Origin of the sequence: Pseudomonas anguilliseptica (assembly GCF_021375795.1) — a bacterium.
Taxonomy (GTDB): Bacteria; Pseudomonadota; Gammaproteobacteria; order Pseudomonadales; family Pseudomonadaceae; genus Aquipseudomonas; species Aquipseudomonas anguilliseptica_A.
The window spans coordinates 21,765-46,154 of record NZ_JAEIOI010000005.1 but is presented as its reverse complement, the minus strand read 5'-3'; the positions used below and the strand labels follow the sequence as shown (position 1 = coordinate 46,154).

Below are 24,390 nucleotides of genomic sequence, written 5' to 3'. Positions count from 1 at the left end.
GTTATCGGGATGGCAGCGTAAGGGTGTTACGGCGTGCTCAAGTTTTCCGTTACGGCACCGATAGACAGAAGGTAAGCCGTATTCCCAGGAGTCTGTCGTGCGACCCTACCCACTCGCGGTGCTTTGCCTGCTGGCAAGCCAGTCGGTCCTTGCCATTAGTTTCCAGACCCGTCTGGAGAAGATCGAATGGAAGGTCGAGGGTGATCAGTTCGAGTGTCGTTTGTCGCAGCCCATTACCGACTTCGGTGCCGGGGTGTTCGTGCGACGAGCAGGGGAGCAGGTGACGTTCAGCCTCAAGGCCCGCGAGCGCTGGCTGGGGGCGGGTAATGCCACCTTGCTGGCGGCAGCAGCGCCTTGGCAGCCGGGGCGAGGTGACATCAATCTGGGCTCGGTCAGCGTGGAGCCTGCCGAGGTGCTGTTCAACAGCTCCCAGGAGCAGGGCACGCGCCTGCTGACGGGGCTGCTGGAAGGGCGCAGCCCCGTGGTGCGGCACCGCACGGCGATGGGTAGAGAGCGTATCGAGGTCCGGCTGCTGCCGGTCAAGTTCAACAAGGCTTATCACGATTATCTGGATTGCACCGCCAAGCTGCTACCGGTGAACTTCGATCAGGTGCGCAAGAGCCAGGTCGGCTTTCCTGGCGGTGGGGTGGCATTGGAGCCGCTGGCTCAGGCCAAGCTGGACATCATTCTGAGCTTTCTCAAGGCTGACCCCAGCGTCAATCGCATTCAGCTCGATGGCCATGCTGACAATGGCGGCAATCGCCTGACCAACCGTGACTTGTCGCGTCGCCGCGCGCTGGCGGTGATGGAATACCTCAAGGCCAATGGCATTCCGGCTGAGCAGATCACCATGCGCTTTCACGGCGAGCGTTATCCGGTGGTGCCCAATACCAGTGAGGCCAATCGAGCGAAGAACCGCCGGGTGACCATCCTGCTTGACCGTGTACCTGAGGCGGCAGTGCCGCCCGAAGCAGCGCCTGCGCCCACTGCTGCGGAGCCTGCGGCCACCTCCTGAGGCCTGCTATTCGTCCGTTGTCCAACAATTAACCGTCGCTTGGTCGTCACAAGCTGTCGCGCCTCTGTAAATCAGGCGGCATGGGCAGTAGAATCGTCAGTTTTCCCGCACAACCCCGTGGAGTTGATGGCATGGCCGACGTAAACAAGGTAGTCCTGGCATATTCCGGTGGCCTGGACACTTCCGTGATCCTCAAGTGGCTGCAAGATACCTATAACTGCGAAGTGGTGACCTTCACCGCTGACCTCGGCCAAGGTGAGGAAGTCGAGCCAGCCCGCGCCAAAGCTCAGGCCATGGGCGTCAAGGAAATCTATATCGATGACCTGCGCGAAGAATTCGTGCGCGATTTCGTCTACCCGATGTTCCGCGCCAATACCGTCTACGAAGGCGAGTACCTGCTGGGTACTTCCATCGCCCGTCCGCTGATCGCCAAGCGCCTGATCGAAATCGCCAACGAAACCGGCGCCGACGCCATCTCCCACGGTGCTACCGGCAAAGGCAACGATCAGGTGCGTTTCGAACTGGGCGCCTATGCGCTGAAGCCGGGTGTGAAAGTGATTGCCCCGTGGCGCGAGTGGGACCTGCTGTCACGCGAGAAGCTGATGGACTACGCCGAGAAGCACGCCATCCCGATCGAGCGCCACGGCAAGAAGAAGTCGCCGTACTCCATGGACGCCAACCTGCTGCACATCTCCTATGAAGGCGGCGTGCTGGAAGACACCTGGACCGAGCACGAAGAAGACATGTGGCGCTGGACCAAGTCGCCAGAAGCTGCGCCGGACACCCCGACCTATATCGAGCTGACCTACCGCAAGGGCGACATCGTTGCCATCGACGGCAAGGAAATGAGCCCGGCCACCGTGCTGGCTGAGCTGAACCGTATCGGCGGTGAGAACGGCATCGGCCGTCTGGATATCGTCGAGAACCGCTTCGTCGGCATGAAGTCCCGTGGCTGCTACGAGACGCCTGGTGGCACCATCATGCTCAAGGGCCACCGCGCCATCGAGTCGATCACCCTGGATCGTGAAGTGGCTCACCTGAAAGACGAGCTGATGCCGAAATACGCCAGCCTGATCTACAACGGTTTCTGGTGGAGCCCTGAGCGCCTGATGCTGCAACAGATGATCGACGCCTCCCAGGCCAACGTGAACGGCGTGGTACGCATGAAACTGTACAAGGGCAACGTGATCATTACCGGTCGCAAGTCTGACGACTCGCTGTTCGACGCCAATATCGCCACCTTCGAAGAAGACGGCGGCGCGTACAATCAGGCTGACGCCGGTGGTTTCATCAAACTCAACGCCCTGCGCATGCGCATCGCGGCGGGCAAAGGGCGCAAGATGCTCTGATAGACTGAGCGCCTGAGCCACACCAAACCCCGGCCATAAGCCGGGGTTTGCATTTATAAGCCCTCAAAGCCGGGCATTGATGAGGAGACACTTGATGAGACTGCTGCACACCATGCTGCGCGTCGGCGATCTGGATAAATCCATCGCGTTCTACACCGAAGTGCTGGGCATGACCCTGCTGCGTCGCAAAGACTACCCGGAAGGGCAGTTCACCCTGGCTTTCGTTGGCTACGGTGACGAGGCGCATAACAGCGTGATCGAACTGACCCACAACTGGGGTGTGGAAAGCTACGAATTGGGCACCGGCTATGGCCATATCGCTCTGGAAGTCGCGGATGTGTACAAGGCCTGCGAAGACATCCGTACTCGCGGCGGCAAGATCACCCGCGAACCGGGTCCGATGAAACACGGCACCAGCATTCTGGCGTTTGTTGAAGACCCGGACGGTTACAAGATCGAGTTGCTGTCGCCGTCGCGAACCGACTGACGGGCGCTGCTGGACGCGAATCAGCCCAGCGTTGCTCCATAAAAAACCCCGCCATATCGCGGGGCTTTTTGTTACTGGCGGGCTTAGAGGTCGAAGTCGTATTCGGCCAACTGCTTGTGCAAGCGTCGCTCTTCGAGAAAGTTGTCGATGATGCGGCGCTTGGTCAGGTTGGTTTTGGCCACCTCTACCGGTGCATCGGATTCATCAGCTTCTTCGGCAACAAAATCTTCGTCGAGCTCAAGATCTTCTTTATCAGTGCTCATGTGTCTCACTCCAGGCTACAAGGGCCATTTGCGCACCTTATAACGGCAAAACCTGAGCGGGTAAAAAAGATTTTTTCAATCAGCTTATTGAGCAGGTGAATAGCGGCTCAATCGTCGGAAGTTTTCTGTTTGTATTCGCACAGGTCTTCGATGCGGCAGCTGCCACAGCGTGGCTTGCGCGCCTGACACACGTAGCGGCCGTGGAGGATTAGCCAGTGGTGCGAATCGAGGAGAAATTCCTTGGGCACGAATTTCATCAGCTTCTTTTCCACCTCCAGCACGTTCTTGCCGGGAGCAATGCCAGTGCGGTTGCTGACGCGGAAGATATGCGTGTCTACCGCCATCGCCAACTGACGAAACGCCGTGTTGAGCACCACGTTGGCGGTCTTGCGGCCGACGCCGGGCAGGGCTTCGAGGTCTTCACGGTTATCCGGCACCTGACTGCCGTGTTTCTCGATCAGGATGCGGCAGGCTTCGATGACGTTCTTCGCCTTGCTGTTGTACAGGCCGATGGTCTTGATGTATTCGCTCAGTCCCTCAACGCCGAGTGCGTAAATTGCCTCGGGCGTATTGGCCACAGGGAACAGCTTGGCGGTGGCTTTGTTGACGCTGACATCGGTGGCCTGGGCCGATAGTGTGACCGCCACCAGCAGCTCGAAGGGCGTGCTGTAGGCCAGTTCGGTCTTCGGCTCGGGGTTGTCTTCGTGCAGGCGCCGGAAGATTTCGTAGCGTTTGGCGGCGTTCACTCGATTACCCCGGTGACCCGTACACGCCGACTCTGCACGAGGGCTTCTGGTTCCTGCGCCTTGGCTTTGGCCGCGAGGTGTTCATCAATGCGGTTTTTGCCTGCCACCAGCAGGCCCAGCACCAGAAACGCCCCCGGCGGCAGGATTGCCAGGAGGAAGCCCTTGTAGTCACTGAACAGGGTCAGCTGCCAGTTGGTGGCAACTGGGCCGAACAGCAACTGCATATTGGCGAACAGTGCGCCGGTGCCGAGTAGTTCACGTACAGCCCCAATGACCACCATCACCAGACCAAAACCGATGCCCATCATCAGGCCGTCAAAGCTGGCATGGCTGACCTTGTTCTTGGCGGCAAAGGCTTCGGCGCGGCCGAGGATGATGCAGTTGGTGGTGATCAGCGGGATGAAGATGCCGAGTATCTGATACAGCTCGTAGGTGAAGGCCTGCATCAGCAACTCGGTGCAGGTGGTCAGCGCCGCGATGATCATGACGAAGGCTGGCAAGCGCACGGCATCGGTGACCGCACTGCGGATCAGCGACACTGCAGCATTCGAACAGGCCAGCACCAGGGCGGTGGCCAAGCCCATGCCCAGGGCATTGACTACCGAGTTGCTAACGCCCAGCAGGGGGCACAAGCCAAGCAGCTGGACCAGCCCAGGGTTGTTCTTCCACAGGCTGTTGACGGTGATTTCGCGATAACTAGCCATTGCCAGACTCCTGGGGCGTGAGCAGTTCTGCCCGGTGCGTATCGAAATACTGCAGCGCCTTGTGCACCGCTTTGACCACGGCGCGTGGGGTGATGGTGGCACCGGCGAACTGATCGAACTGGCCACCGTCTTTCTTCACTGCCCAGCCGGACTCATCCGGGCGCTGCAATGAGGTGCCCACGAAACTGTTGATCCAATTGCTCTTGGCCAACTCAATCTTGTCGCCCAGGCCTGGCGTTTCCTTGTGGCTGATCACCCGCACGCCGGCCAGGCGGCCGTCGGCGAAGATGCCGATCAGCAGGTTGATGCTGCCGCTGTAACCGTCCGGTGCTGTGACTTGCAGGATCACCGCACTGGGTTCGCCGTTGCGAGTAGCCAGGTAGGCAGGCGTCGGGCCCTTGTTGCCCAGCAGTGGGTCATTGACGTTGCGGGCGTTGTCCAGCAGGTGATTGTCATAGCTGTTGGCGGGCAGAATCTGCGCTAGAGCCTGAACCTTGGCTTCACGCTGGGCTGCCTCAATGCGCTTGGCCGTACCCAGTTGCGTCGTGGCGACGATACCTACGGTCAGGATGGCGAACGCCCCCAGAACCAGGCTGTTTTTCAGCATCGAACGGCTGATTTCAGGCAGGGCCACAGTCACTCTCCCAACTTGAAGCCGCGCGTCGGCTTGCGATGGCCGTAGGTGCGCGGCCGCGTGTAATAGTCGATGGTCGGGGCTGCTAGGTTCATCAGCAGCACGGCGAACGCCACACCATCTGGGTAGCCGCCCCAGGTGCGAATCACATAGACCAGCACGCCAACGCCGATGCCGAAAATCAGCCGGCCCAGGTTACTGGTGGCGCCACTGACCGGGTCGGTGACGATAAAGAAGGCACCGAGCATGGTCGCGCCAGTCAGTAGATGAAACAGTGGCGAACCATTGGAGTCCGAGCCTGAACCATTCCAGAACAGCAGGCTCATCACGGCCAGGGCGGCGAGCATGCCCACCGGTGCATGCCAGGTGAGCAGGCGCTTGTGCAGCAGATACAGGCCGCCGGCGAGGAAGGCTAAATTGACCAGTTCACTGGCTGAACCGCCGATATGCCCGAATGCGGGGTTTTGTGCCCACAACTCGTCGATGGTCAGGCTTTTATTAATTTTCAGTACATCCAGGGCAGTGGCCTGGGCCCAGCCATCGGGCAGGTTGGCGATACCGAGAATCTGCTGCAGACCCTCAAGCAGACCGATCCCATGCGGTGTTGGCCAACTGGTCATTTCCACCGGGAAGGAAATCAGCACCACTACATAGCCAAGCATGGCCGGGTTGAACGGGTTTTGTCCGAGGCCGCCATACAGCTGCTTGCCGAACACCACGGCAAAACCGGTGGCCACCAGGGTTAGCCACCAGGGCGAATAGGGCGGCAGCGCCAGGGCCAGCAGCACAGCGGTGACCAGCACGCTGTAGTCCTTGAGGAAGAACAGCACCGGGCGTTTACGCAGGGCCAGGATAGCCGCTTCAAAACCCAGTGCGCAGGCGCTGGCCCACAGCAGGTTGATCAGGGTGCCGGCGCCGAACAGCCAGGTCAGGGCGAGAATTCCCGGCACCGTAGCCAGCAGCACCTGCAGCATCACTTGCTGGGTGCGGTTGCTGCCCTTGGCGTGGGGCGATGTGATACGGGGCAGGGCCATTGGCGCTCCGGTCATTGAGTTGGCTACGCAGGGTTGTGGTTAGCTGCCTGCGTGTTCCTGTAATTGGCGTTCGGCGTCGGCCAGGCGTTGACGTGCGGCGGCCAGGGCCTCAGCTGCACTGTTGTCATCACGTTCCAGCTTGCGCAGATCGGCGCGGGCAAAGGCCACTTCGGTCTTCAGCGCGCGGGTGGTTTCGTCGATCGGCTTTTTGTCAGTGCGCACCAGCTCGGGAGCCGGCTTGCCGGATGCATCCTCGGCCTGGTGCAGCGCCTGCTCGGCGGCGCTCAATGCTTCGCGCAAGCTGCCAAGCGTGGCTTCATCGCTGCCGGCTTTCTCGGCCTTCTTCAGCTCGGCACGTTTCATCGCCAGTTCGATCTTGGCTTTTTTCAGCGGGTCGGGGGTGTCTGCATCAGGCGCTTTCGCAGCAGCGGCTGGTGCCTGGGCTTCCAGGTTGGCCAGGATTTTTTCGGCTGCTTCCAGCTGGCTGCGCAGTTGTTGCAGTTCGCTGTGTTGCTCGTCGCTGGGGGCTTCGAGTTTTTCCAGCTTGCGCACCTGGGCACGCAGCATGGCAGCGTCGATCTTGGCTTTTTTCAGTGCGCCATCGTCGGCAGCGGGTTTGGCGGCAGGCGCTGGCGCTTGAAATTCCAGGCTGGCCAGCAGCTTCTCTGCCGCTTCCAGCTGGCTGCGCAGTTGTTGCAATTCGCTTTGCTGCTCATCACTCGGTGCTTCGAGCTTTTCCAGCTTGCGCACCTGGGCGCGCAGCATTGCAGCGTCGATCTTGGCCTTTTTCAGTGCGCCATCGTCGACTGCTGGCGCTGCGGCCGAGGCTGGCGGGTTGGCGGCCATGGCGCTGTCGAGTGCTTGCTGGGCGATGGCTGCAGCGCTGCGTAGTTCGTCGACCTGGGCCTGCAGCTCGGGGCTGGCATGGGTGGCCAGCTGCTTCTCGGCTTTCTTCAGGGCGACCTGGGCCATGCTGGCTTCGATCTTGAGTTTCTTCTGCTCGTCACTCAGGCCGGGTTTCGCCGGTGGCACAGCGCTGTCCGCTGCCGCCGGTGCGGTTTGTGCCTGGGCCGCTTTGGCTTGCGCCGCTTTGGCAGCGCGGGCCTGGCGTTCGGCTTCTTTCTGCTCTTCGGCGCGGCGCAGGCGTTCCTGGCGCAGTTCGAAGCGCTGTTTCGACTGTTCGGCTTTGAGCTGCTTTTGTTCCAGCTCGCGAATCTCGCCCTTGGCGGCGCGGTAGTACTGCACCAGCGGAATGCTTGACGGGCAGACATAGGCGCAGGCGCCGCACTCGATGCAGTCGAACAGGTTGTGCGCCCTGAGCTGCTCGTGTTCCTGGCCGATGGCGAAGAAGTGCAGCTGTTGCGGCAGCAGGCTGGCCGGGCAGGCTTCGGCGCATTCGCCACATCGGATGCACGGCATGGCCGGTGGCGGCGCTGGCAGCTCGGCGGTGGTCGAGGCCAGCAGGCAGTTGGTGGTCTTGATCACGGGTACGGCAAAGTCGGGCAGGGTAAAGCCCATCATCGGCCCGCCCATGATCAGGCGATTCAGCTTGCTGCGGTCGAGGCCGGCAAACTCCAGCAACTCACCCACCGGGGTGCCGAGCAGCACCTCGACGTTCATCGGTCGGGCCAGGGCTTCGCCGGTCAGGGTGGTGATGCGCGAGATCAGCGGTTTGCCCAGCAACACGGCATCGTGGATGGCCACGCAGGTGCCGACGTTCTGGCAGAGCATGCCGATATCCGCCGGCAGGCCGCCGCTGGGCACTTCCACGCCAGTAAGAATCTGGATCAGCTGCTTTTCGCCACCGGAGGGGTACTTGGTGGGGAATACCTTGAGCTGATAGCTGCGCTCGTTCAGCGCGCTGCGCACGGCGGCGATGGCTTCGGGCTTGTTATCTTCGATGCCGATCAGCACCTGATCCGGCTGAATCAACTGCACCAGAATGTCGATGCCGCTGATCAGTTCGTTGGCGCGCTCGCGCATCAGCAGATCGTCGGCGCTGATATAGGGCTCGCACTCGGTGCCGTTGATGATCAGCGTGTGGATCTTCTGCGTCGGCCGCGCGTTGAGTTTGACTGCGGTGGGGAAGCCCGCGCCGCCCAGGCCGCTGATCCCCGCCTGACGAATCAGCTCAACCAGGGTGCTGCTTTCCAGGTGACGATAGTCAGGCTGTGGCGTCAGCTCGATCCATTCCTCCAGCCCATCGCTGTCGATGACGATGGCCGGGGCAAGCATGCCGGATACGTGCGGGTAAGGCTGCGGGCCGATAAAACTCACTGTGCCAGAGGTCGGCGCATGCACGGGCACGCTGACAAAACCATTGGCAGCGGCGATCAGCTGGCCTTTCAGTACACGCTCACCCACGGCGACCACCGGTTCTGCAGGCGCGCCGATATGCTGGTTAAGCGGCAGTGTCAGGCGCCCCGGCAGCGGCGCCGGTTGGATCGGCGTGCGGTTGGACAGCTCCTTGCGCTCGGCTGGGTGAATGCCGCCGTGGATATCCCAGATCAATGCTTCAGCTTTGTGCAATGCGCTCATGCTGCCTGCTCCCGGTCACTGGCAATCAATTGGCCGGGGGGCAAGGGTTTTTCCCATTTCCAGCTTTGCACGGTGCTGCCCACTTCGATCATGTCGATGCAGTCCACCGGGCAGGGTTCGACGCACAGGTCGCAGCCGGTGCATTCGCTGACGATCACCGTGTGCATCTGCTTGGCCGCGCCGACGATGGCGTCCACCGGGCAGGCCTGGATGCATTTGGTACAGCCGATGCACTCGGCCTCGCGGATATAGGCAACCATTTGCGGTTTTTCGCCTTCCACGGCGTCCAGCGGCTCGGCTTCAACGTCGAGCAGGTCGGCCAGGGCTTGAATGGTGGCTTCGCCGCCGGGCGGGCACTTGTTGATCTTGTCGCCACCGGCAATCGCCTCGGCGTAGGGCTTGCAGCCCGGATAACCGCACTGACCACACTGGGTTTGCGGCAACAGGGCGTTGATCTGTTCGGCAATCGGATTGCCTTCGACCTTGAAGCGCACGGCAGCGAAACCGAGGATGGCGCCGGCCACCAGGCACAGGGCGAGCAGGGCGAGAACCGCAATCAGCACGAGGCTCATAGCTTGATCAACCCGGTAAAGCCCATAAACGCCAGAGACATCAGCCCGGCGGTGATCATGCCGATGGCCGCGCCCTGGAAGGATTTCGGCACGTCGGCAATGGCGATGCGCTCACGCATGGCGGCGAACAGCACCAGCACCAGGGAGAAGCCGAGGCCGGCGGCAAAACCGTTGGCAGTGGCGGTGATAAAAGTGAATTCGGCCTTGTTGGCGTTGAGCAGGGCTACGCCGAGGACGATGCAGTTGGTGGTGATCAGCGGCAGGAAGATGCCGAGCACGCGGTACAGCAGCGGACTGGTCTTGTTGACCACCATTTCGGTGAACTGCACCACCACCGCGATCACCAGAATAAAGCTGATGGTGCGCAGGTATTCGATATCCAGCGGCTTCAATACGTATTGCTGCACCAGGTAGCTGCACATGGCGGCCAGGGTCAGCACGAAAGTGGTGGCCAATGACAGGCCGATAGCCGTCTCGATCTTCTTCGAGACGCCCATAAAGGGGCATAGGCCAAGGAACTGGACCAACACGAAGTTGTTGACCAGGATGGCGCTGACCATGATCAAGGCGAGTTCGGTCATTGCGGGTTCCATTGATGGACGGGCAAAGGCCGCAGGAAAAGGGTGGCTATTATCGGTAAGCCGAACCAGCCATACAAGCCGGATCAGCCTCCCTGAGGTGCTGCCATAAGGCTAGCGCAGCCAAGCTCTGCCGGCTGCGCTAGTGGGCTGCAGGGTTATTTGACCCGCTGGCCCGGCTTGGCACCGCTGTCCGGGCTGAGCAGGTAGATTTCTTCACCGCCAGGGCCGGCCGCCAGGACCATGCCTTCGCTGATGCCGAACTTCATCTTGCGCGCCGCCAGATTGGCGACGTACAGGGTCAGGCGGCCTTTCAGCTTGCTTGGATCAGGGTAGGCGCTCTTGATGCCGCTGAACACGTTGCGCTTGGCATCGCCGATATCCAGGGTCAGGCGCAGCAGCTTGTCGGCGCCTTCAACGAACTCGCACTTCTCGATCAGGGCAATACGCAGATCCACGGCGGCGAACGCATCGAAAGTGATCTCGGCGGCCAGCGGGTCTTTCGTCAGCTCGCCATTGCCAGAGGCAGCGGGGGCGGCTTCGCTGGCGGCCAGGTCTTCTTTGGAGGCTTCGATCATGGCGTCGATTTTCGCAGGCTCGATACGGGTCAGCAGGGCGCTGAACGGGTTCAGTTGGTGGTTGGCCAGCAGCGTTTGGTGGTCATTCCAGGTCAACGGCGCGACATTAAGGAACGCTTCAGCATCGCTGGCCAGCTTTGGCAGCACCGGCTTGAGGAAAATCACCAACTGGCGGAACAGGTTTACGCCCAGTGCGCAGATGGCCTGTACTTCGTCCTGCTTGCCGTCCTGTTTGGCCAGCGACCAGGGTGCTTTGTCGGCGATCCAGGCGTTGGCGCGATCAGCCAGGGCCATAATTTCACGCATGGCGCGGGCAAAATCGCGCGCTTCATAAGCTTCAGCGATGCTCGGGGCAGCGGCCTGGAAGGCCTCAGTCAGTTCGGGCGCGGCATTGCCGGCCACCAGCAGGCCGTTGTTGCCCTTATGGATAAAGCCGGCGCAGCGGCTGGCGATATTCACCACTTTGCCGACCAGGTCGGAATTGACCTTCTGCACAAAGTCTTCCAAGTTCAGGTCGAGGTCATCCACGCCACGGCCGAGCTTGGCTGCGTAGTAGTAGCGCAGGTACTCCGGGTTCAGATGATCCAGATAGGTGCGCGCCTTGATAAAGGTGCCGCGCGACTTGGACATCTTCTGCCCGTTGACGGTCAGGTAACCGTGAACGGCGACGGCGGTAGGCTTGCGGTAACCCGCGCCTTCGAGCATGGCCGGCCAGAACAGGGTGTGGAAGTTGACGATGTCCTTGCCGATAAAGTGGTACAGCTCGGCGCTGGAGTCTTTGCCCCAGAACGCATCAAAATCCAGCTCCGGGCGCTTGGCACAGAGGTTCTTGAAACTGGCCATGTAGCCGATCGGCGCGTCCAGCCAGACGTAGAAGTACTTACCCGGCTCGTCGGGGATTTCAAAGCCGAAGTACGGCGCGTCGCGGCTGATGTCCCATTCCTGCAGGCCGGAATCCAGCCACTCGGCGATCTTGTTGGCTACTGCGTCCTGCAGGGCGCCGCTGCGCGTCCATTGCTTGAGCATGGCCTCGAAGTCCGGCAGCTTGAAGAAGAAGTGCTTGGAGTCGCGTAGTTCAGGTACGGCGCCGGAGATGGCGGAGCGCGGGTTCTTCAGCTCGGTCGGCTCGTAGGTCGCGCCGCATTTTTCACAGTTGTCGCCGTATTGATCTTCGGCCGCACACTTGGGGCAGGTGCCTTTGATAAAGCGGTCGGCGAGGAACATGCCCTTTTCAGGGTCGAAATACTGGGTCACCGAGCGGGTGGCGATATGGCCTTTGTCGCGCAGGGCGAGGTAAATCGAGGACGCCAGCTCGCGGTTCTCTTCCGAGTGTGTCGAATGGTAGTTGTCGAACGCCACGCCAAAATCGGCAAAGTCGGCGGTGTGTTCGGCTTGCACGTTGGCGATCAGCTGTTCCGGGGTGATGCCTTCTTTTTCGGCGCGCAGCATGATCGCCGAGCCATGCGCATCGTCGGCGCAGACGTAGATAGCCTGGTTGCCGCGCAGCTTCTGGAAACGCACCCACATGTCGGTCTGGATGTACTCGAGCATATGGCCAAGGTGGATCGAACCGTTGGCGTAGGGCAGGGCACTGGTGACGAGAATCTTGCGGGCTTGGCTCATGGGATCGGCTGCACTGGTAACTCTAGGAAGCCGGCAACTATATAGGGGCAGCGGATATTTTTCATCCTTGCGCGGGCAATGCCTGTCGGTGTGACCTGATGCGGTTGGCCTGGGGTAAGATGCCCGCCTGCTTTACTCAGCCTTTCGGAGCCTTCCATGAGTGTCGTTACCCGCGCAGCGGTAGAAGCCGCCCTGTCCCAATACACCGATCCGCACCTGAATCAGGACCCGGTCAGCGCCGGTTGCCTGCGCGAGGTAGATATCCAGGGCGGGCAGGTTAAGGTGCGCCTGGAATTGGGCTACGCCGCCGGGTTGTTCAAGAGCGGCTGGGCGCAGATGCTGCAGATGGCCCTGGAAAACCTGGATGGCGTTGAACGGGCTCAGGTGCAGATCGATTGCGTGATCGAAGCGCACAAGGCGCAGGATCAGGTGCCGGCGCTGGCCAATGTGAAGAATGTGATCGCTGTGGCCTCCGGCAAAGGCGGTGTGGGCAAGTCCACTACGGCGGCCAACCTGGCGTTGGCGCTGGCCCGTGAAGGGGCCAAGGTCGGCATCCTCGATGCGGATATCTATGGGCCGAGCCAGGGCATCATGTTCGGTATCGCGGAAGGCACGCGGCCGCAGGTGAAAGACCAGAAATGGTTTGTGCCGCTCAAGGCCCATGGCGTGGAAGTGATGTCCATGGCCTTTCTCACCGACGAGAACACCCCGGTGGTGTGGCGCGGGCCGATGGTCTCTGGTGCGCTGATCCAGCTGATCACCCAGACCGCTTGGGATGATCTGGATTACCTGGTGGTGGATATGCCGCCGGGCACTGGCGATATCCAGCTGACCCTGGCGCAGAAGGTGCCGGTGGCTGGCGCGGTGATCGTCACCACCCCGCAGGATCTGGCACTGCTGGATGCCAAGAAAGGCGTGGAGATGTTCCGCAAGGTGAATATCCCGGTTCTCGGCGTGGTGGAAAACATGGCCGTGCACATCTGCTCGAACTGCGGGCATGCCGAGCATCTGTTCGGTGAGGGTGGTGGCGAGAAGCTGGCTGCGCAGTTTGGCGTCGATCTGCTGGCGTCGCTGCCGCTGTCGATGGCCATCCGCATGCAGTCTGATGGCGGCAAGCCCACAACCATTGCCGATCCGGAAAGCCAGATCGCGATGATCTATCAGGAAACTGCACGCAACGTCGGTGCGCGGATTGCCCAGGGTGGTGCGCAGCAGGCGATGCCCTCTATCGTGATCAGTGAAGACTGATTCGGCTATGGCGCACGCCAGTGCGCCATATCTCGTGCACAGACAAACCAGCGCCCACAAAAATGCCGGGAGCATTTTTGCGCGCAAGCCCCGAAGGGGTGAAGCACATGGATGTGCTGAACATAAAAAAGCCCCGCACTAGGCGGGGCTTTTTCTCAAGCGGGTTAGCGCAGGTTAGACAACCTGAACTTCCTCAGCTTGCATGCCTTTCTGACCACGGGTGGCCACGAAAGTCACTTGTTGGCCTTCTTTCAGGCTCTTGAAGCCATCGCTCTGGATAGCTTTGAAGTGTACGAACAGATCGTCACCGGATTGCGGAGTGATGAAGCCGTAGCCTTTCTCATCGTTGAACCACTTAACGGTGCCAGTTTGACGATTGGACATGTGAATGTCTCCTAACAAAAGTAATAACAGCCCTGGAAAAGCCCAGGCCGGGACTGAGTGCAACGAGTACTAGGAGTCGGACGATGTTTGGATCGAAATCTAGGCATCAGGTAGCGATTCGCGGTGACACATGCAGCACAGTGGGCTCACCATACCCGCTTTTAGCGCTAAGCGCGAATGCTCTGTGCATCTTTCTGTTATTTACCGATCAATAGGTGGTTTTTCCGCTGTGCGCGCGGGCTGGCGCAACAGCCTTTGAACCCTGTCGTCAGCCCCGGTAAGATGCGCTCACTTTTTCATCATCTCGCCTACAGCAGGACACCCGCCATGAGCATCAAATCGGATAAGTGGATTCGCCGCATGGCCCAAGAGCACGGCATGATCGAGCCTTTCGTCGAGCGCCAGGTGCGCAACGAAGGGGCGGATCGGCTGATCTCCTACGGGGTTTCCAGCTACGGCTATGACGTGCGCTGCGCCGATGAATTCAAGGTGTTCACCAATATCAATTCGGCGACCGTCGACCCAAAGAACTTCGATGAGAAGAGCTTTGTCGATGTGAAAAGCGATGTGTGCATCATTCCACCGAACTCCTTCGCCCTGGCGCGCACCGTGGAGTTCTTTCGTATCCCGCGTGACGTGCTGACCATCTGCCTGGGCAAGAGCACCTACGCGCGCTGCGGCATCATCGTCAACGTCACGCCGCTGGAGCCTGAGTGGGAAGGTCATGTGACCCTGGAATTCTCCAACACCACCACCTTGCCGGCGAAGATCTACGCCAACGAGGGTGTGGCGCAGATGCTGTTCCTGCAGTCCGATGAGGCGTGCGAAGTGTCTTATAAGGATCGCGGTGGCAAGTACCAGGGCCAGCTGGGCGTGACTCTGCCCAGGGCTTGATCGACCGCTGTAATAAAAAAGCCGGGCAATGCCCGGCTTTTTCATGGGCTTCAGAAATTCAGGGAACCAGCGGCAGTTCGCGTTTATGGCGAGTGGCGTCATAGGTGCGCACGATGATGGCATAGGCCTCTTCGCGTACTTGCTGGCCGTGGAGGAAGGCATCGATTTCCGCGTAGCTTACGCCATGGGCTTCTTCGTCTGGCTTGCCGGGGCGCAGTTCTTCCAAATCCGCTGTTGGCACCTTGAACACCAGGTTTTCCGGTGCGCCCAGGTGTTGGGCGATGGCGCGTACCTGGCCTTTGACCAGGCCCGACAGTGGCGCGAGGTCGCAGGCACCGTCGCCGAACTTGGTGAAAAAGCCCATCACCGCTTCGGCAGCATGGTCAGTGCCGATCACCAGGCCGTTGTTGGCGTTGGCGATGGCGAACTGGGCGACCATGCGGATACGGGCCTTGATATTGCCGGTGACGAAGTCGCGGCGGGCGTCGCTGAGCTTTTGCAGGTGGGTCACCTGTTCGCCAAGGCCACGCACGCTATCGGCGATATTTACCGTGTCTTCTTCATCGGCGCGGATAAAGCGCAGCGACGTCTGTGCATCCGCCTCATCGTGCTGGGTATTGTAGGGCAGACGCACGGCAATAAAGCGGTAGGCCGCATCGCCCGTTTCGGCGCGCAGCTCCTCGACGGCCAACTGAGCCAGGCGCCCAGCAGTGGTTGAGTCGACCCCGCCGCTAATGCCCAGCACCAGCACTTTCAGTCCGGAATTACGCAGACATTGCTTGATAAAGGCCTTACGTTTTTCGATCTGCGCGACCAGTGCGGCGGTGTCGGCGAACGGCGGCACCACGTTGAGGGCGGCGGCGATTTCGGCTTGGCGGTTGTTCATCTTTCAAAGTCCTCACAGGGAGCAGAACACGTGGCTTGTGTAACCGCGCGGCAGGCAATGGGCGGGTATGGCAGCAAGCGTTGGAACAAGACGCAAAGCTTACGTTGAACTGGCGGCAAAGTGCACGCTAGAGCTGTATGCCTTTGTGAGGAAGGGGGAGTTGTGGGGCAAAATTACCTAGGGCAATTTTGACGTCGCGTAGCGACGGTCTACAGGGTGGCTGCCATACATGGCAGACATAAAAGAAAGGGCGCCAGAGGCGCCCTAAAACGATGATGTGTGGAGTAAGTCCACTTTCTCTGAGCGGTAATCGCTGAATTGGTTCAGCGATTACCGACGAACGGTCGATTTGCTTACGCTTCTGAATCAGTTTCCGGGCATCAGCAGCAGGCGTTTGTTGCCGTAGACCTTGTTGAGGTTCTGTGACTGGAAGGGGAAGCTCATGTAGCTGCCCTTGAGCCAGGCATTGATGCCGTCGGCGTAGTGTTTGCTGGCCGGGTTGCCGGATTGCCCGGAGCTGTTCAGGCCGATCAGTGGTTCTTCGCGGCCGAAGTCGACGACGATGCGCATGGCAGGGATCAGCCAGGTATCGAAGTTCTCCCCCCATTTGTAGGCCGCAACGTTCAGCGTGCCGTGATCGCCGCCGGCCGGGTAGGGGCCACGGTCGAGATAGCCCTTGATGGCGTTGATGCTGGTGCGTTGGCTGGCGCTCATGTACTGCGCCAGTTGAGTGGTCTCTGTGGTCCAGTTGTAGGTGTGCAGTTTGCCCCACTGCCAGGCGCTGCGCTCACTGCCCAGTTTGCTCTCCAGCAGAGTCACTGCGCCGGCCAGGCTGCGCGCGAGGATCACGGGTTTGTCTTCGCGTTGCGCGGTGCGGGTGTCATTCCAGAATGGGCTGTCTTCACGGCCCAGCAGATGGTCGGCCTGGGCCGAATAGGAGTTGTTGGCGGTATCGACCAGCGCCTTCCAGGCCGGGCTGCTTTCCGGGCCCAGTTCGTCGAGGAAGGTGTCCCGCGCGCTTTGGTAGAGGAAGGCACTGTACAGTGCGGCGTCCGCCGAGCTGGCAGCCATCTTGCCGTCGAATTTCATCAGGCGGGCATAAGCCTCGCGGGCTTTGTTGCGTTCGGCTACTGGCAGGGCATCGATAGCCGCTTTCAGGCCTTCAGCCATGCCGGGTGCGCTGAACATATTCTGCAGTTTGGCCACGAAGGGCGAGGTTTGGTCGTACTGCATGGCAATCATGCTTTGCGTGTCATGTCGGCCGGTGGCTGCGAGTTCGGCAATGCGTTCGGCACGCTCCGGGTAGAACCAGGAGTTGGACAGTTGCATGCCGTAGCCGCGTGGAACGGTGCGGTGGTTGGCGGTGCCCAGCCAGCCTTGCGGCGGGTCCTGATCGTAGGGGTGTAGCATCGGGTCGGCGAAGCCGTCCCAGGCGTACTGGCTGTCCCAGCCCGGCGAGGGCATCAGGCCCAGGCCGGCGCGGCGGTTGGGGAAGCGCCCGGTCACTTGCCAGCCGATATGCTGCGCATCGGCGAAGACAATGTTCAATGGCATGGCGCGCACTTCGCGGGTGGCCTCGAAGGCCTGTTCAACCGATTGCGCGCGCGACAGGTCGAAGAAGGCGTCCAGGGTCTTGTCGGCTTCGAACTGGGTGGTTTTCAGGGCCAGACCGTAGCGACTGCTCAGCTGCATGGGCTGCAGCATGTGTTTACGCTCGCCCAGTACCGAGTTCAGCAAGGGGCCGTGGCGGGTTTCGAAAATGGTTTCGCGGATCGGCCGCTGACCTTTGATGAAAAAGGTTTCCTGGCGCTCCAGTGCGGGCAGCCATTTGCCGTCGGCCAGGTAGTGCAGGCGGCCGCCTTGCTGCTTGACCTGCTCAAGGAACAGATCCTGATTGTCGCCCATGACCATGGTCATGCCCCAGCCCAGTTTGCCGTTGAAGCCGGCCACTACCGCCGGTACGCCGGCAATCGATACGCCTGCGGCCTGGTATTTCGGCGAGCGGATCTGCACAAAATTCCACACCGATGGCATCGACAGCGGCAGGTGGGTGTCGTTGGCCAGCAGGCTTTTGCCGCTGCGGGTTCGTTGCGGCGCAAAGGCCCAGTTGTTGGACGCCGCTACGCCGAGCATATGGGCGTCGGCGAATTGGCTGACGGCGGAACTAACCGCGTTCAGGCCGGCCAGTTGGCCCTTGAGATCGAGGCCTTTGAGTTTGTCGGCCTCGTCAAATGGCAACGGCTCGTCTGGGTAGGTAGGTAGCAGCCAGGCAAGCTGCTCGCTCCCGACCTTCTGCGCCAGTACCAAAGAGGCGATTTCCTCCTGCAGATTGACCGCCAGACCGAAATTCAGCAGGCAGAACACCAACACCGAATCTTCGGCTTTCCAGTAGGCCGGGCGATAGCCGGATTCAGCCAGGTCCATCGGCAGTTTGTCGCGGTAGCGGAACAGGTAGGCGTTGACCCCGCGGGCATAGACTTCGAAGAACTTCTTGATCCGCGGCGAGGCATTGCTATAGAGCACCTCGGCGCTTTTCTTCAGGTTGACCGCGCGCATGAAACGGTCCATTTCCAGCACGCCGGGGCCGGCCATTTCAGCCAGTCGACCTTCTGCCATCAGGCGCAGGCCGACCATCTGGCTGAGGCGGTCGCTGGCGTGTACATAGCCCAGGGCGAATAGTGCGTCGTGGAAGGTGGTGGTTTCGATCAGTGGCATGCCCAGCGGGTTGCGGCGAATCACCACGCTTTGCGCCAGCCCTTTGACCCGTACGATGCCCTGGTCCGGGTGCACGCTGTCGCTGTAACGGCTGTTCAGCAAAGATTGGCAGCCCGTGAGCACGACCATGGCCGTGAGTAGGGCAGCGCGGCTGAAGTGGCTCATGGGGCGTAACGCGCGCGCTAGCATGCAGCAGGCTCCTTGCGGGTAGAAATGCTCAAGTGGGGTGTGCGCTTTTCAGCGTCGTGGCAGTGCGGTGCGGAGGTAGTACGTTAGCCAGCGGCCATGCAACTGACAAGGCGAGCGCAGGGCAAATCAGGCGCTTTGCCGCAACGGCGGCAAGGCCTCGTCGAGCAACCAGCGGGCGGTGGCGCGAGCGGCGGCTTTGTGCTGCAGCTCCAGTTCACTGAAACGCTGCTCATGCTGGCGCCGCACGCTTTTATCCAGGGCCTTCCAGTCGGCGTGGGTGGGCACTTCCGCGGTAGCCGCAAACAGTTGATGGAAGACGGCGCAGCGAGGGTCCTGGCTGAGGGCGCTGTCGCAGTTATCCAGCAGTACCTTGATGCGAATCGCCCCTTCGATCAGCGGTAACTGGCCATCGAGCAGGCTGCTGGCAAGAATCTGCAGGTCACCCGCAAGGCGCGTGCGCTGGGCGCTGAGCGCGGCGTTGCGGGCTTTTTCCTGACTCCAGACCCGCTGCCACAGATGCAGGGCATACAGGCTGAGCGTGAGGACTAACACGCCGCCAGCGCTCAGTAGAAGCAGGCTGAGATTGCTCATTGGCGACTTATGCGCCGTGGCATTTTTTGAATTTCTTCTCGCTGCCGCATGGGCAGGGGTCATTGCGACCAACATCCTTCAGGGCGTTGCGCACGGGCTCCTGATGGCCATGATTGCAGTGGGGGCCGTGCACGTGACCATGGTCATGGCTGTGAGCGTGGTCGTGGTCGTGGTTGCAGTCAGGGCCGTGGACGTGTTCTTGCTGGGTCATGCGGGTTACTCCGGGATGTAATCGCCGGGAATTATCTCGCCATTGCGCGACATGTGCACGCTCTGTCCGAACAACCAGCCGGTTTTTACTGCACCTTGCAGGCGATAGGGGATGGGTTGGTCAGGCTTTTCAAGGGCTTTGACGATCTGCCGCAGGTGACGCCAGAGGTTGGTGCGCACTGGTATGGAGAAATTGTGGTGGCCGTGGGCAGGCACGGTGAAGGATACGTTGGACTCGCCTTCTGCCAGTTTCACCTGGTTCAGATGCACGATGTAATCCATCCCGCGCACCGGCAGGCTGAAATTGTTGGGGTTATCGATGCGAAAGCGCAGCGTGAAATGCTGCTCCAGCAATTTGGCTTTTACTACGTCGACTTTAACGAGACGCACTTCCGGGGATTTCAGATCACCTGGAGAGGAACAACCGCCAAGGCCCGACAGGAGGCCAAAAAACATCAATAGGCTGAGAATTCTTATCGTTTGCGCCTGATAAAACATTGCATACTCCGAGTGACGCATCAGTGTAACAAGCAAGTGCTTGGCTGCAACCTGTTGTGACGGTAAAAAAACCTGCGCCATACTGAGCAACGATTAGGACAGGAGTATGACCATGGCTCGCTACGAAATTGCCTTCAGTGCGCAGTTGGTCCCGGGGGCTCAGTTGGAGCTGGTAAAAGCCAACGTTGCCAAGCTGTTTCAGGCCGATGAGCAGCGTCTGGCGCTGTTGTTTTCTGGGCGGCGTATCGTGATCAAGAGTAACCTGGACGAGGCCGGGGCCGAGAAGTACCGCTCGACCCTGGAACGTGCTGGTGCTGTGGTCGAAGTGGCCGACATGGATGAGGTCATTGAAGAGATCGAGCTGGCCCCACCGCCAGCTGCTTTTCCTGCTCCTGCAGCCGTGGCGGCAGCACAACCACAGGCAGCCAGTAGTCCGGCAGGGCGCTTGAAGGTGGCTCCGCGTGACGAATACATGGCCGCATTTTCCGAGGTGGATGCCCCGGATTTCGGTATTGCCCCGCTGGGTGGCGACCTGCAAGACAACAAGCCGACGGCTCCTGCACCTTCCCTGGATTTGTCGCAGTTCAGCCTGGCTCCTGCCGGGAGTGATATGGGTGAGCTGAAAAAGGCCCCGGCAGGGCCGCCACCGGATATCTCACACTTGAAACTGCAGGACTAGTTCGCAGGCGGCAGGGCGCTGCAGCGTAGTGTTCTGCCGCCATTGAACTAGAAGTAGGCTGAGCAACACTTCTTGAATTTCAGCCCGCTGGCGCAGGGGCAGGCGTCATTGCGGCCGGTTTTCAGTTCGACTGTCGGGTCGATGAAGTACCAGTTGCCAGCATGTGTAACAAAGGCCGAGCGTTCGCGGTGGCTATGCTCGCCTTCGCTGTCTCGCCAGTGGGCGGTGAAGGTGACATAGGCGTGCGCGGGCTCACCCGCGATATCTTCTGCTTTTTCTACCTCAAGTCGCAGCCAGGTGCTGCTTTGGCTCCAGCTGCGGATGGCCTGTTGGTCAAGGCCATTTTGCTGTGTGGGTAATGTGCTGCGTACCAAGTAGTCAATCAGGCCCAAGGCATAGGCGCTGTAGCGCGAGCGCATCAAGGCTTCGGCGCTGGGGGCGGGTGTGCCTGCGTGATAAAGGCCGCAGCATTGCGCCAGTGACTGTTCACTGCCGCATGGGCAGAGTGTGCTGCTCATGGCTTTACCACCAGTACTTGCCGAAGTTTTCCGGGTTGGCCCAGAACTTAGCGTTCAGCCAGTCCGGCACCTGCTTGTAATCGAGTAGGTCGTAGGTAAACAGGTTGAGGGTTTGCCCATCCCGCTGGAAACGTTCACTGGCCTGCAGTGCCAGGGCGAAAAAGTCGGTTTCTTGCCACTCGCAGGCGTCCAGATCGACCAGTACGGCGATACGGCTGGCGTTCAGGTTGCGAACCCCGCCTAGCAACTGCAGGGCAATACGTTTCTCGATATGTTCAAGGCAATCGACTACCAGAGCCAGGTCAAAGCGTTGCGCCGCCAGTTGCTCCGGCAGGGCCGCAGCCGGGGCGTGGGCGATCTGGCAGTTCGGATGAGCGGCGAGAAAGGCGTCAATCGCCGGTAGTTCGCGGCTGCCAATGACCAACAGACGTTGCGGTGTATAACGGGCCAGCAGGGCAGCAAGGGCTTGTTGGGGTGTTCGGGATGACAGGGTTGCAGGCATGAAAAGTCCTCGCTCAGGTGCATAAAGACTAACGTGCCAGTGCAATGCGGCCTAGTGCGGATCGTGCTACTAATGTCTTTGCATATTCTCTGGCATATTTTGTTACTGGCGTCTTTACTTCGTCAGTATCGGTTTTTACCGATTTACCAATAGGAGACGGATATATGAGCATCACCAGGAAAGCATTACCCCTGATTGTCGCGAGTAGCTTTTTGACCGGTTGTGCCGGGCTGCAAAAAACGGATTGGCCAACCTGCGCCGCGATCGGCGGTGTGGGCGGTGCTGCTCTGGGCGCAATTGAGAGCTCCAGCTGGGCGGGCGGCGGCGCTGTAGCCGGCGCAGGTCTGGCGGCCGCCTATTGCTGGGTGCACGGTGCCAGCGAAGAGCAGGTTGTTGTGGTTGAGGAAGTGGTCGAAGAAGTGGCTGTGGCTGAGCCGGCTGAAGCTGTACGCGTTGAACTGGACGTCAAGTTCGATTTCGACAAAGCGCAGGTCAAGCCTGAAAGCTACGGCGATATCAAGAACCTGGCGGATTTCCTCACCCAGTACCCACAAACCACCACTGTGGTTGAAGGCCACACTGACTCCGTGGGCAGCGATGCGTATAACCAGAAACTCTCCGAGCGCCGTGCCAATGCCGTGCGTGACGTGCTGGTCAACCAGTATGGCGTAGGCGCTGATCGTGTGAACGCTGTGGGTTATGGTGAGACTCGTCCGGTTGCGGACAACACCAGCGCTGATGGCCGCGCCGTCAACCGTCGTGTAGAAGCAGAAGTAGAAGCACGTCCTTGATTGCCTGAATCCAGGCTTTCTGAAGAAAACAGGCCGGACCCGCGAGGGTCCGGCTTGTACAGCTCAAAGGGTGGGTCTTTACTCCTAAGTTACCGGCAGTAGCCGGTACAACAGGAGATTTCTACCATGAGAGTTAGATCCATGATGGGGGTAGCCCCCATTCTCTTGGTCAGCAGTGTTCTTTCAGGTTGCGTCACAACTTCCAGTACGGGAGATGCGCCGCTCAACCAAGGGAACTGGCCCCTGTGCAGTGCAATTGGCGGTCTGACCGGTGCAGGTCTGGGCGCAATCGAAAGTTCAACATGGGCAGCAGGTGGTGCAGTGGCCGGTGCGGTCATCGGCACGCTGATTTGTTATGCCCAGGACGGTGATGAAGACGATGACGGTGTATTTGACCGTCGTGACCGTTGCCCCGGTACTCCTCCTAATACGCCTGTGCACCACAACGGTTGCCCCCTCAAGGAATATGCAAGCGCGCCGGCTGAGCCTGCCGCAGAACCCATAGAGGTTGTCGAGTCGGTTCGTGTGGAGCTGGATGTCAAATTCGACTTCAACAAATCCGATGTCAAAGAAGACAGTCAGGCGGATATCAAGAGCTTGGCTGATTTCATGAAGCAATACCCGCAAACCACCACGACCGTTGAAGGGCATACCGATGCTGTGGGCAGTGATGCCTACAACCAGGCACTGTCCGAGCGTCGGGCCAATGCTGTGCGCGATGTGCTGGTCAATCAGCATGGTATCGACAGCAGTAGGGTGTCTTCCGTTGGTTATGGTGAGTCGCGGCCGGTTGCGGACAATGACAGCGAGTCTGGGCGTGCCATCAACCGCCGTGTGGAGGCCGAGGTCGAGGCGCAACCTTAAAGCTGCTGCTGCACTGGCAAGCTGTTGAGAATTTCCTGATCTGTGCGTCCGTAGGTTCTCAATAGCTTGTCAGTGGCAGGGCTTCCATTCACCAGTAAAAGCTGTGCGGGCGTTTGCCCGTTATGGTTTTTACTGGCCTTCTAGCAGCACTCTCCCAAAGCAGTTAAGGTGCAGCGAAATAAAAACTGCTTGGGGCGGGTATGAAGACATTTTTACTGCTGGGGAAAGTGCTGACGGCATTGTTCTGGGGTGTCGTACTGGCCAATCTACTGCAACCTTTCGCGCAGCCCTTTGCTCTGCTGCTGCATGCAGCCGGCGCGTTAATTCTGCTGGTGCATGGGCTGGAGCTGTGGCTTTTCGATAAGCGCATTGCGACCAGCGCCAAGCCGGCTCAGGAGCGCGTACAGGTCATGTTGTTCGGTGTGTTCCAGTTGCTGGGGTTGCCAGATGAGCCGAATGCGCCGCAGCACGTTGTGGAGCACACTCAGGAAGAACTGCAGCTGGAGGCTGAAAATGCGTAACTGGCTTGTCCTTGCTGCGCTGGTCAGCCCGTTGGTTATGGCTGAAGCAGTTATCGAAGTTGAATCCAATTCCTTTATGCGCCTGCCCGGCAATACCAGCGTGCTGTTACTGGATCGTCTGGATATTGCCGATCACGGCACGCTGCTGATTCCGGCGGGGGTGACTGAACTGCGTGTGGCCCAATTGCGTCTGGGGCGCGAGGCGCGTCTGTCGGTGGCGCCCAGCGAGCGCGAGCTGCGCCTGGAAGCTGCGACGGCAGATATTGCCAGTGGTGCGCAGATCAGCGCCCGTGGCGCTCAGGGCAGCAGTAAACAACCAGCATTGCCGGGGCGTAACCTGAGCCTGCGGCTGCAAGTCGTCACCGTCGAAAGTCTGCTGGTTGATGCCCGTGGCGGTAATGGTGCGCCTGGATATGCCGGTTTGGCTGGTGCGGACGGCAAGTCCGGCGGTTGCACCTGGGGCGAGGCCAGCCGTGGCCATGACGGTCTGGATGGTGGTGATGGACAGCCTGGGGCTGCGGGGGCTCAGGTCCGTCTGGAAGTGCCGCAGGAATTCCCGGTTGAGTCGCTGCAGGTGCGGGTCGAGGGTGGCGCAGGTGGTCTGCCTGGTACCCCAGGGGCGGGCGGTCAAGGGGGTGTCAGCAGGGGCTGCTGGCTCTACAGCACGGCGGGTGCCGGCGATGGCAAACCGGGGCAGGCCGGGCGTGCTGGCGAAGCAGGGCCGACCGGTGCGCTGAACGTTGTGCGTTTTTAAGCCGGCTCGATCAGCAACCGCTGCC

At 60.2% G+C, this 24,390-nt stretch carries 26 protein-coding genes and 1 pseudogene; 10 read left to right on the top strand and 17 right to left on the bottom strand.

The window, feature by feature from the left end:
- Positions 1-97: 97 nt before the first annotated feature.
- The 3 genes from IOD17_RS16190 to gloA all read left to right on the top strand — a co-directional run bounded on the left by IOD17_RS16190 (position 98) and on the right by gloA (position 2,851).
- Positions 98-1,015, top strand: coding sequence for a flagellar protein MotY (locus tag IOD17_RS16190; protein WP_233686073.1), 918 nt, complete (start codon positions 98-100; stop codon positions 1,013-1,015).
- Positions 1,016-1,146: 131 nt separating this feature from the next.
- On the top strand, positions 1,147-2,364 hold the full coding sequence (locus IOD17_RS16185) for an argininosuccinate synthase (RefSeq protein WP_108486094.1): 1,218 nt from the start codon (positions 1,147-1,149) through the stop codon (positions 2,362-2,364).
- Between the two features lie 94 nt (positions 2,365-2,458).
- Positions 2,459-2,851 (top strand): lactoylglutathione lyase, encoded by a 393-nt coding sequence (gloA, locus tag IOD17_RS16180; protein WP_233686072.1) that lies wholly within the window; start codon positions 2,459-2,461, stop codon positions 2,849-2,851.
- 83 nt (positions 2,852-2,934) lie between these two features.
- Here the strand turns inward: gloA and IOD17_RS16175 are convergent, their stop codons facing one another.
- The 9 genes from IOD17_RS16175 to metG all read right to left on the bottom strand — a co-directional run bounded on the left by IOD17_RS16175 (position 2,935) and on the right by metG (position 12,121).
- Complete coding sequence (locus tag IOD17_RS16175; protein WP_233686071.1) at positions 2,935-3,114, bottom strand: PA3496 family putative envelope integrity protein; 180 nt, start codon at positions 3,112-3,114, stop codon at positions 2,935-2,937.
- A 107-nt stretch (positions 3,115-3,221) separates the two neighbouring features.
- Positions 3,222-3,860 carry an endonuclease III gene (gene nth / locus IOD17_RS16170; RefSeq protein WP_108486091.1) on the bottom strand — a complete coding sequence of 213 codons (639 nt, stop codon included), beginning with the start codon at positions 3,858-3,860 and terminating at the stop codon, positions 3,222-3,224.
- Positions 3,857-4,564: an electron transport complex subunit E gene (locus IOD17_RS16165; RefSeq protein ID WP_418904280.1), complete on the bottom strand. Its 708-nt coding sequence runs from the start codon at positions 4,562-4,564 to the stop codon at positions 3,857-3,859. Before IOD17_RS16165 ends, nth begins: the two co-directional genes overlap by 4 nt.
- Entirely contained in the window at positions 4,557-5,171 is a 615-nt protein-coding gene (rsxG, locus tag IOD17_RS16160) for an electron transport complex subunit RsxG (RefSeq protein ID WP_233686231.1), read from the bottom strand. Before rsxG ends, IOD17_RS16165 begins: the two co-directional genes overlap by 8 nt.
- Before the next feature lie 29 nt (positions 5,172-5,200).
- Positions 5,201-6,232 carry an RnfABCDGE type electron transport complex subunit D gene (locus IOD17_RS16155; RefSeq protein ID WP_233686070.1) on the bottom strand — a complete coding sequence of 344 codons (1,032 nt, stop codon included), beginning with the start codon at positions 6,230-6,232 and terminating at the stop codon, positions 5,201-5,203.
- Positions 6,233-6,271: 39 nt separating this feature from the next.
- A complete protein-coding gene (gene rsxC, locus IOD17_RS16150; RefSeq protein ID WP_233686069.1) occupies positions 6,272-8,770 on the bottom strand; it encodes an electron transport complex subunit RsxC in 2,499 nt (832 codons plus the stop codon).
- Positions 8,767-9,342, bottom strand: a complete 576-nt coding sequence (gene rsxB / locus IOD17_RS16145; RefSeq protein WP_233686068.1) for an electron transport complex subunit RsxB — start codon at positions 9,340-9,342, stop codon at positions 8,767-8,769. Before rsxB ends, rsxC begins: the two co-directional genes overlap by 4 nt.
- Positions 9,339-9,923 carry an electron transport complex subunit RsxA gene (rsxA, locus tag IOD17_RS16140; RefSeq protein WP_090252381.1) on the bottom strand — a complete coding sequence of 195 codons (585 nt, stop codon included), beginning with the start codon at positions 9,921-9,923 and terminating at the stop codon, positions 9,339-9,341. Before rsxA ends, rsxB begins: the two co-directional genes overlap by 4 nt.
- Before the next feature lie 155 nt (positions 9,924-10,078).
- Complete coding sequence (gene metG, locus IOD17_RS16135; protein ID WP_233686067.1) at positions 10,079-12,121, bottom strand: methionine--tRNA ligase; 2,043 nt, start codon at positions 12,119-12,121, stop codon at positions 10,079-10,081.
- Positions 12,122-12,277: 156 nt separating this feature from the next.
- Here metG and apbC point away from each other — a divergent pair, with 156 nt between their 5' ends.
- Positions 12,278-13,369, top strand: coding sequence for an iron-sulfur cluster carrier protein ApbC (gene apbC / locus IOD17_RS16130; protein ID WP_233686066.1), 1,092 nt, complete (start codon positions 12,278-12,280; stop codon positions 13,367-13,369).
- Between the two features lie 174 nt (positions 13,370-13,543).
- Here the strand turns inward: apbC and IOD17_RS16125 are convergent, their stop codons facing one another.
- Positions 13,544-13,753: a cold-shock protein gene (locus IOD17_RS16125; protein WP_004423761.1), complete on the bottom strand. Its 210-nt coding sequence runs from the start codon at positions 13,751-13,753 to the stop codon at positions 13,544-13,546.
- Positions 13,754-14,080: 327 nt separating this feature from the next.
- Between IOD17_RS16125 and dcd the strand changes: the two genes are divergently transcribed.
- A complete protein-coding gene (dcd, locus tag IOD17_RS16120; RefSeq protein ID WP_233686065.1) occupies positions 14,081-14,647 on the top strand; it encodes a dCTP deaminase in 567 nt (188 codons plus the stop codon).
- 58 nt (positions 14,648-14,705) lie between these two features.
- Here the strand turns inward: dcd and nadE are convergent, their stop codons facing one another.
- The 5 genes from nadE to IOD17_RS16095 form a co-directional block, all read right to left on the bottom strand.
- Complete coding sequence (gene nadE, locus IOD17_RS16115; protein WP_233686064.1) at positions 14,706-15,533, bottom strand: ammonia-dependent NAD(+) synthetase; 828 nt, start codon at positions 15,531-15,533, stop codon at positions 14,706-14,708.
- A gap of 366 nt (positions 15,534-15,899) precedes the next feature.
- Positions 15,900-18,413, bottom strand: coding sequence for a penicillin acylase family protein (locus tag IOD17_RS16110; RefSeq protein WP_418904288.1), 2,514 nt, complete (start codon positions 18,411-18,413; stop codon positions 15,900-15,902).
- Positions 18,414-18,563: 150 nt separating this feature from the next.
- Positions 18,564-19,028: a DUF2489 domain-containing protein gene (locus IOD17_RS16105; RefSeq protein WP_233686062.1), complete on the bottom strand. Its 465-nt coding sequence runs from the start codon at positions 19,026-19,028 to the stop codon at positions 18,564-18,566.
- Between the two features lie 7 nt (positions 19,029-19,035).
- Positions 19,036-19,239, bottom strand: a complete 204-nt coding sequence (locus IOD17_RS16100; protein ID WP_233686061.1) for an SEC-C metal-binding domain-containing protein — start codon at positions 19,237-19,239, stop codon at positions 19,036-19,038.
- 5 nt (positions 19,240-19,244) lie between these two features.
- Positions 19,245-19,736 (bottom strand): LEA type 2 family protein, encoded by a 492-nt coding sequence (locus IOD17_RS16095; protein WP_233686060.1) that lies wholly within the window; start codon positions 19,734-19,736, stop codon positions 19,245-19,247.
- A gap of 112 nt (positions 19,737-19,848) precedes the next feature.
- On the opposite strand from IOD17_RS16095, the gene IOD17_RS16090 reads away from it, so the two are divergent.
- Positions 19,849-20,415 carry a hypothetical protein gene (locus IOD17_RS16090; protein WP_233686059.1) on the top strand — a complete coding sequence of 189 codons (567 nt, stop codon included), beginning with the start codon at positions 19,849-19,851 and terminating at the stop codon, positions 20,413-20,415.
- Positions 20,416-20,462: 47 nt separating this feature from the next.
- Here IOD17_RS16090 and IOD17_RS16085 read toward each other — a convergent pair whose 3' ends face one another.
- Together IOD17_RS16085 and IOD17_RS16080 are read right to left on the bottom strand one after the other, a co-directional pair.
- On the bottom strand, positions 20,463-20,933 hold the full coding sequence (locus IOD17_RS16085; RefSeq protein WP_233686058.1) for a YchJ family protein: 471 nt from the start codon (positions 20,931-20,933) through the stop codon (positions 20,463-20,465).
- A gap of 4 nt (positions 20,934-20,937) precedes the next feature.
- On the bottom strand, positions 20,938-21,435 hold the full coding sequence (locus tag IOD17_RS16080; RefSeq protein ID WP_233686057.1) for a DUF6231 family protein: 498 nt from the start codon (positions 21,433-21,435) through the stop codon (positions 20,938-20,940).
- 437 nt (positions 21,436-21,872) lie between these two features.
- Between IOD17_RS16080 and IOD17_RS16075 the strand changes: the two are divergent.
- From IOD17_RS16075 to IOD17_RS16060, 4 genes and pseudogenes are all read left to right on the top strand, one after another.
- Positions 21,873-22,226 (top strand): annotated as a pseudogene (locus IOD17_RS16075) (OmpA family protein); the annotation flags it as partial.
- Between the two features lie 141 nt (positions 22,227-22,367).
- Positions 22,368-23,090 carry an OmpA family protein gene (locus tag IOD17_RS16070; RefSeq protein WP_233686056.1) on the top strand — a complete coding sequence of 241 codons (723 nt, stop codon included), beginning with the start codon at positions 22,368-22,370 and terminating at the stop codon, positions 23,088-23,090.
- Between the two features lie 200 nt (positions 23,091-23,290).
- Complete coding sequence (locus IOD17_RS16065; protein WP_233686055.1) at positions 23,291-23,611, top strand: DUF1145 domain-containing protein; 321 nt, start codon at positions 23,291-23,293, stop codon at positions 23,609-23,611.
- Positions 23,604-24,365: a collagen-like protein gene (locus tag IOD17_RS16060; RefSeq protein ID WP_233686054.1), complete on the top strand. Its 762-nt coding sequence runs from the start codon at positions 23,604-23,606 to the stop codon at positions 24,363-24,365. The genes IOD17_RS16065 and IOD17_RS16060 overlap by 8 nt, the downstream gene beginning before the upstream one ends.
- Positions 24,366-24,390 lie beyond the last annotated feature (25 nt).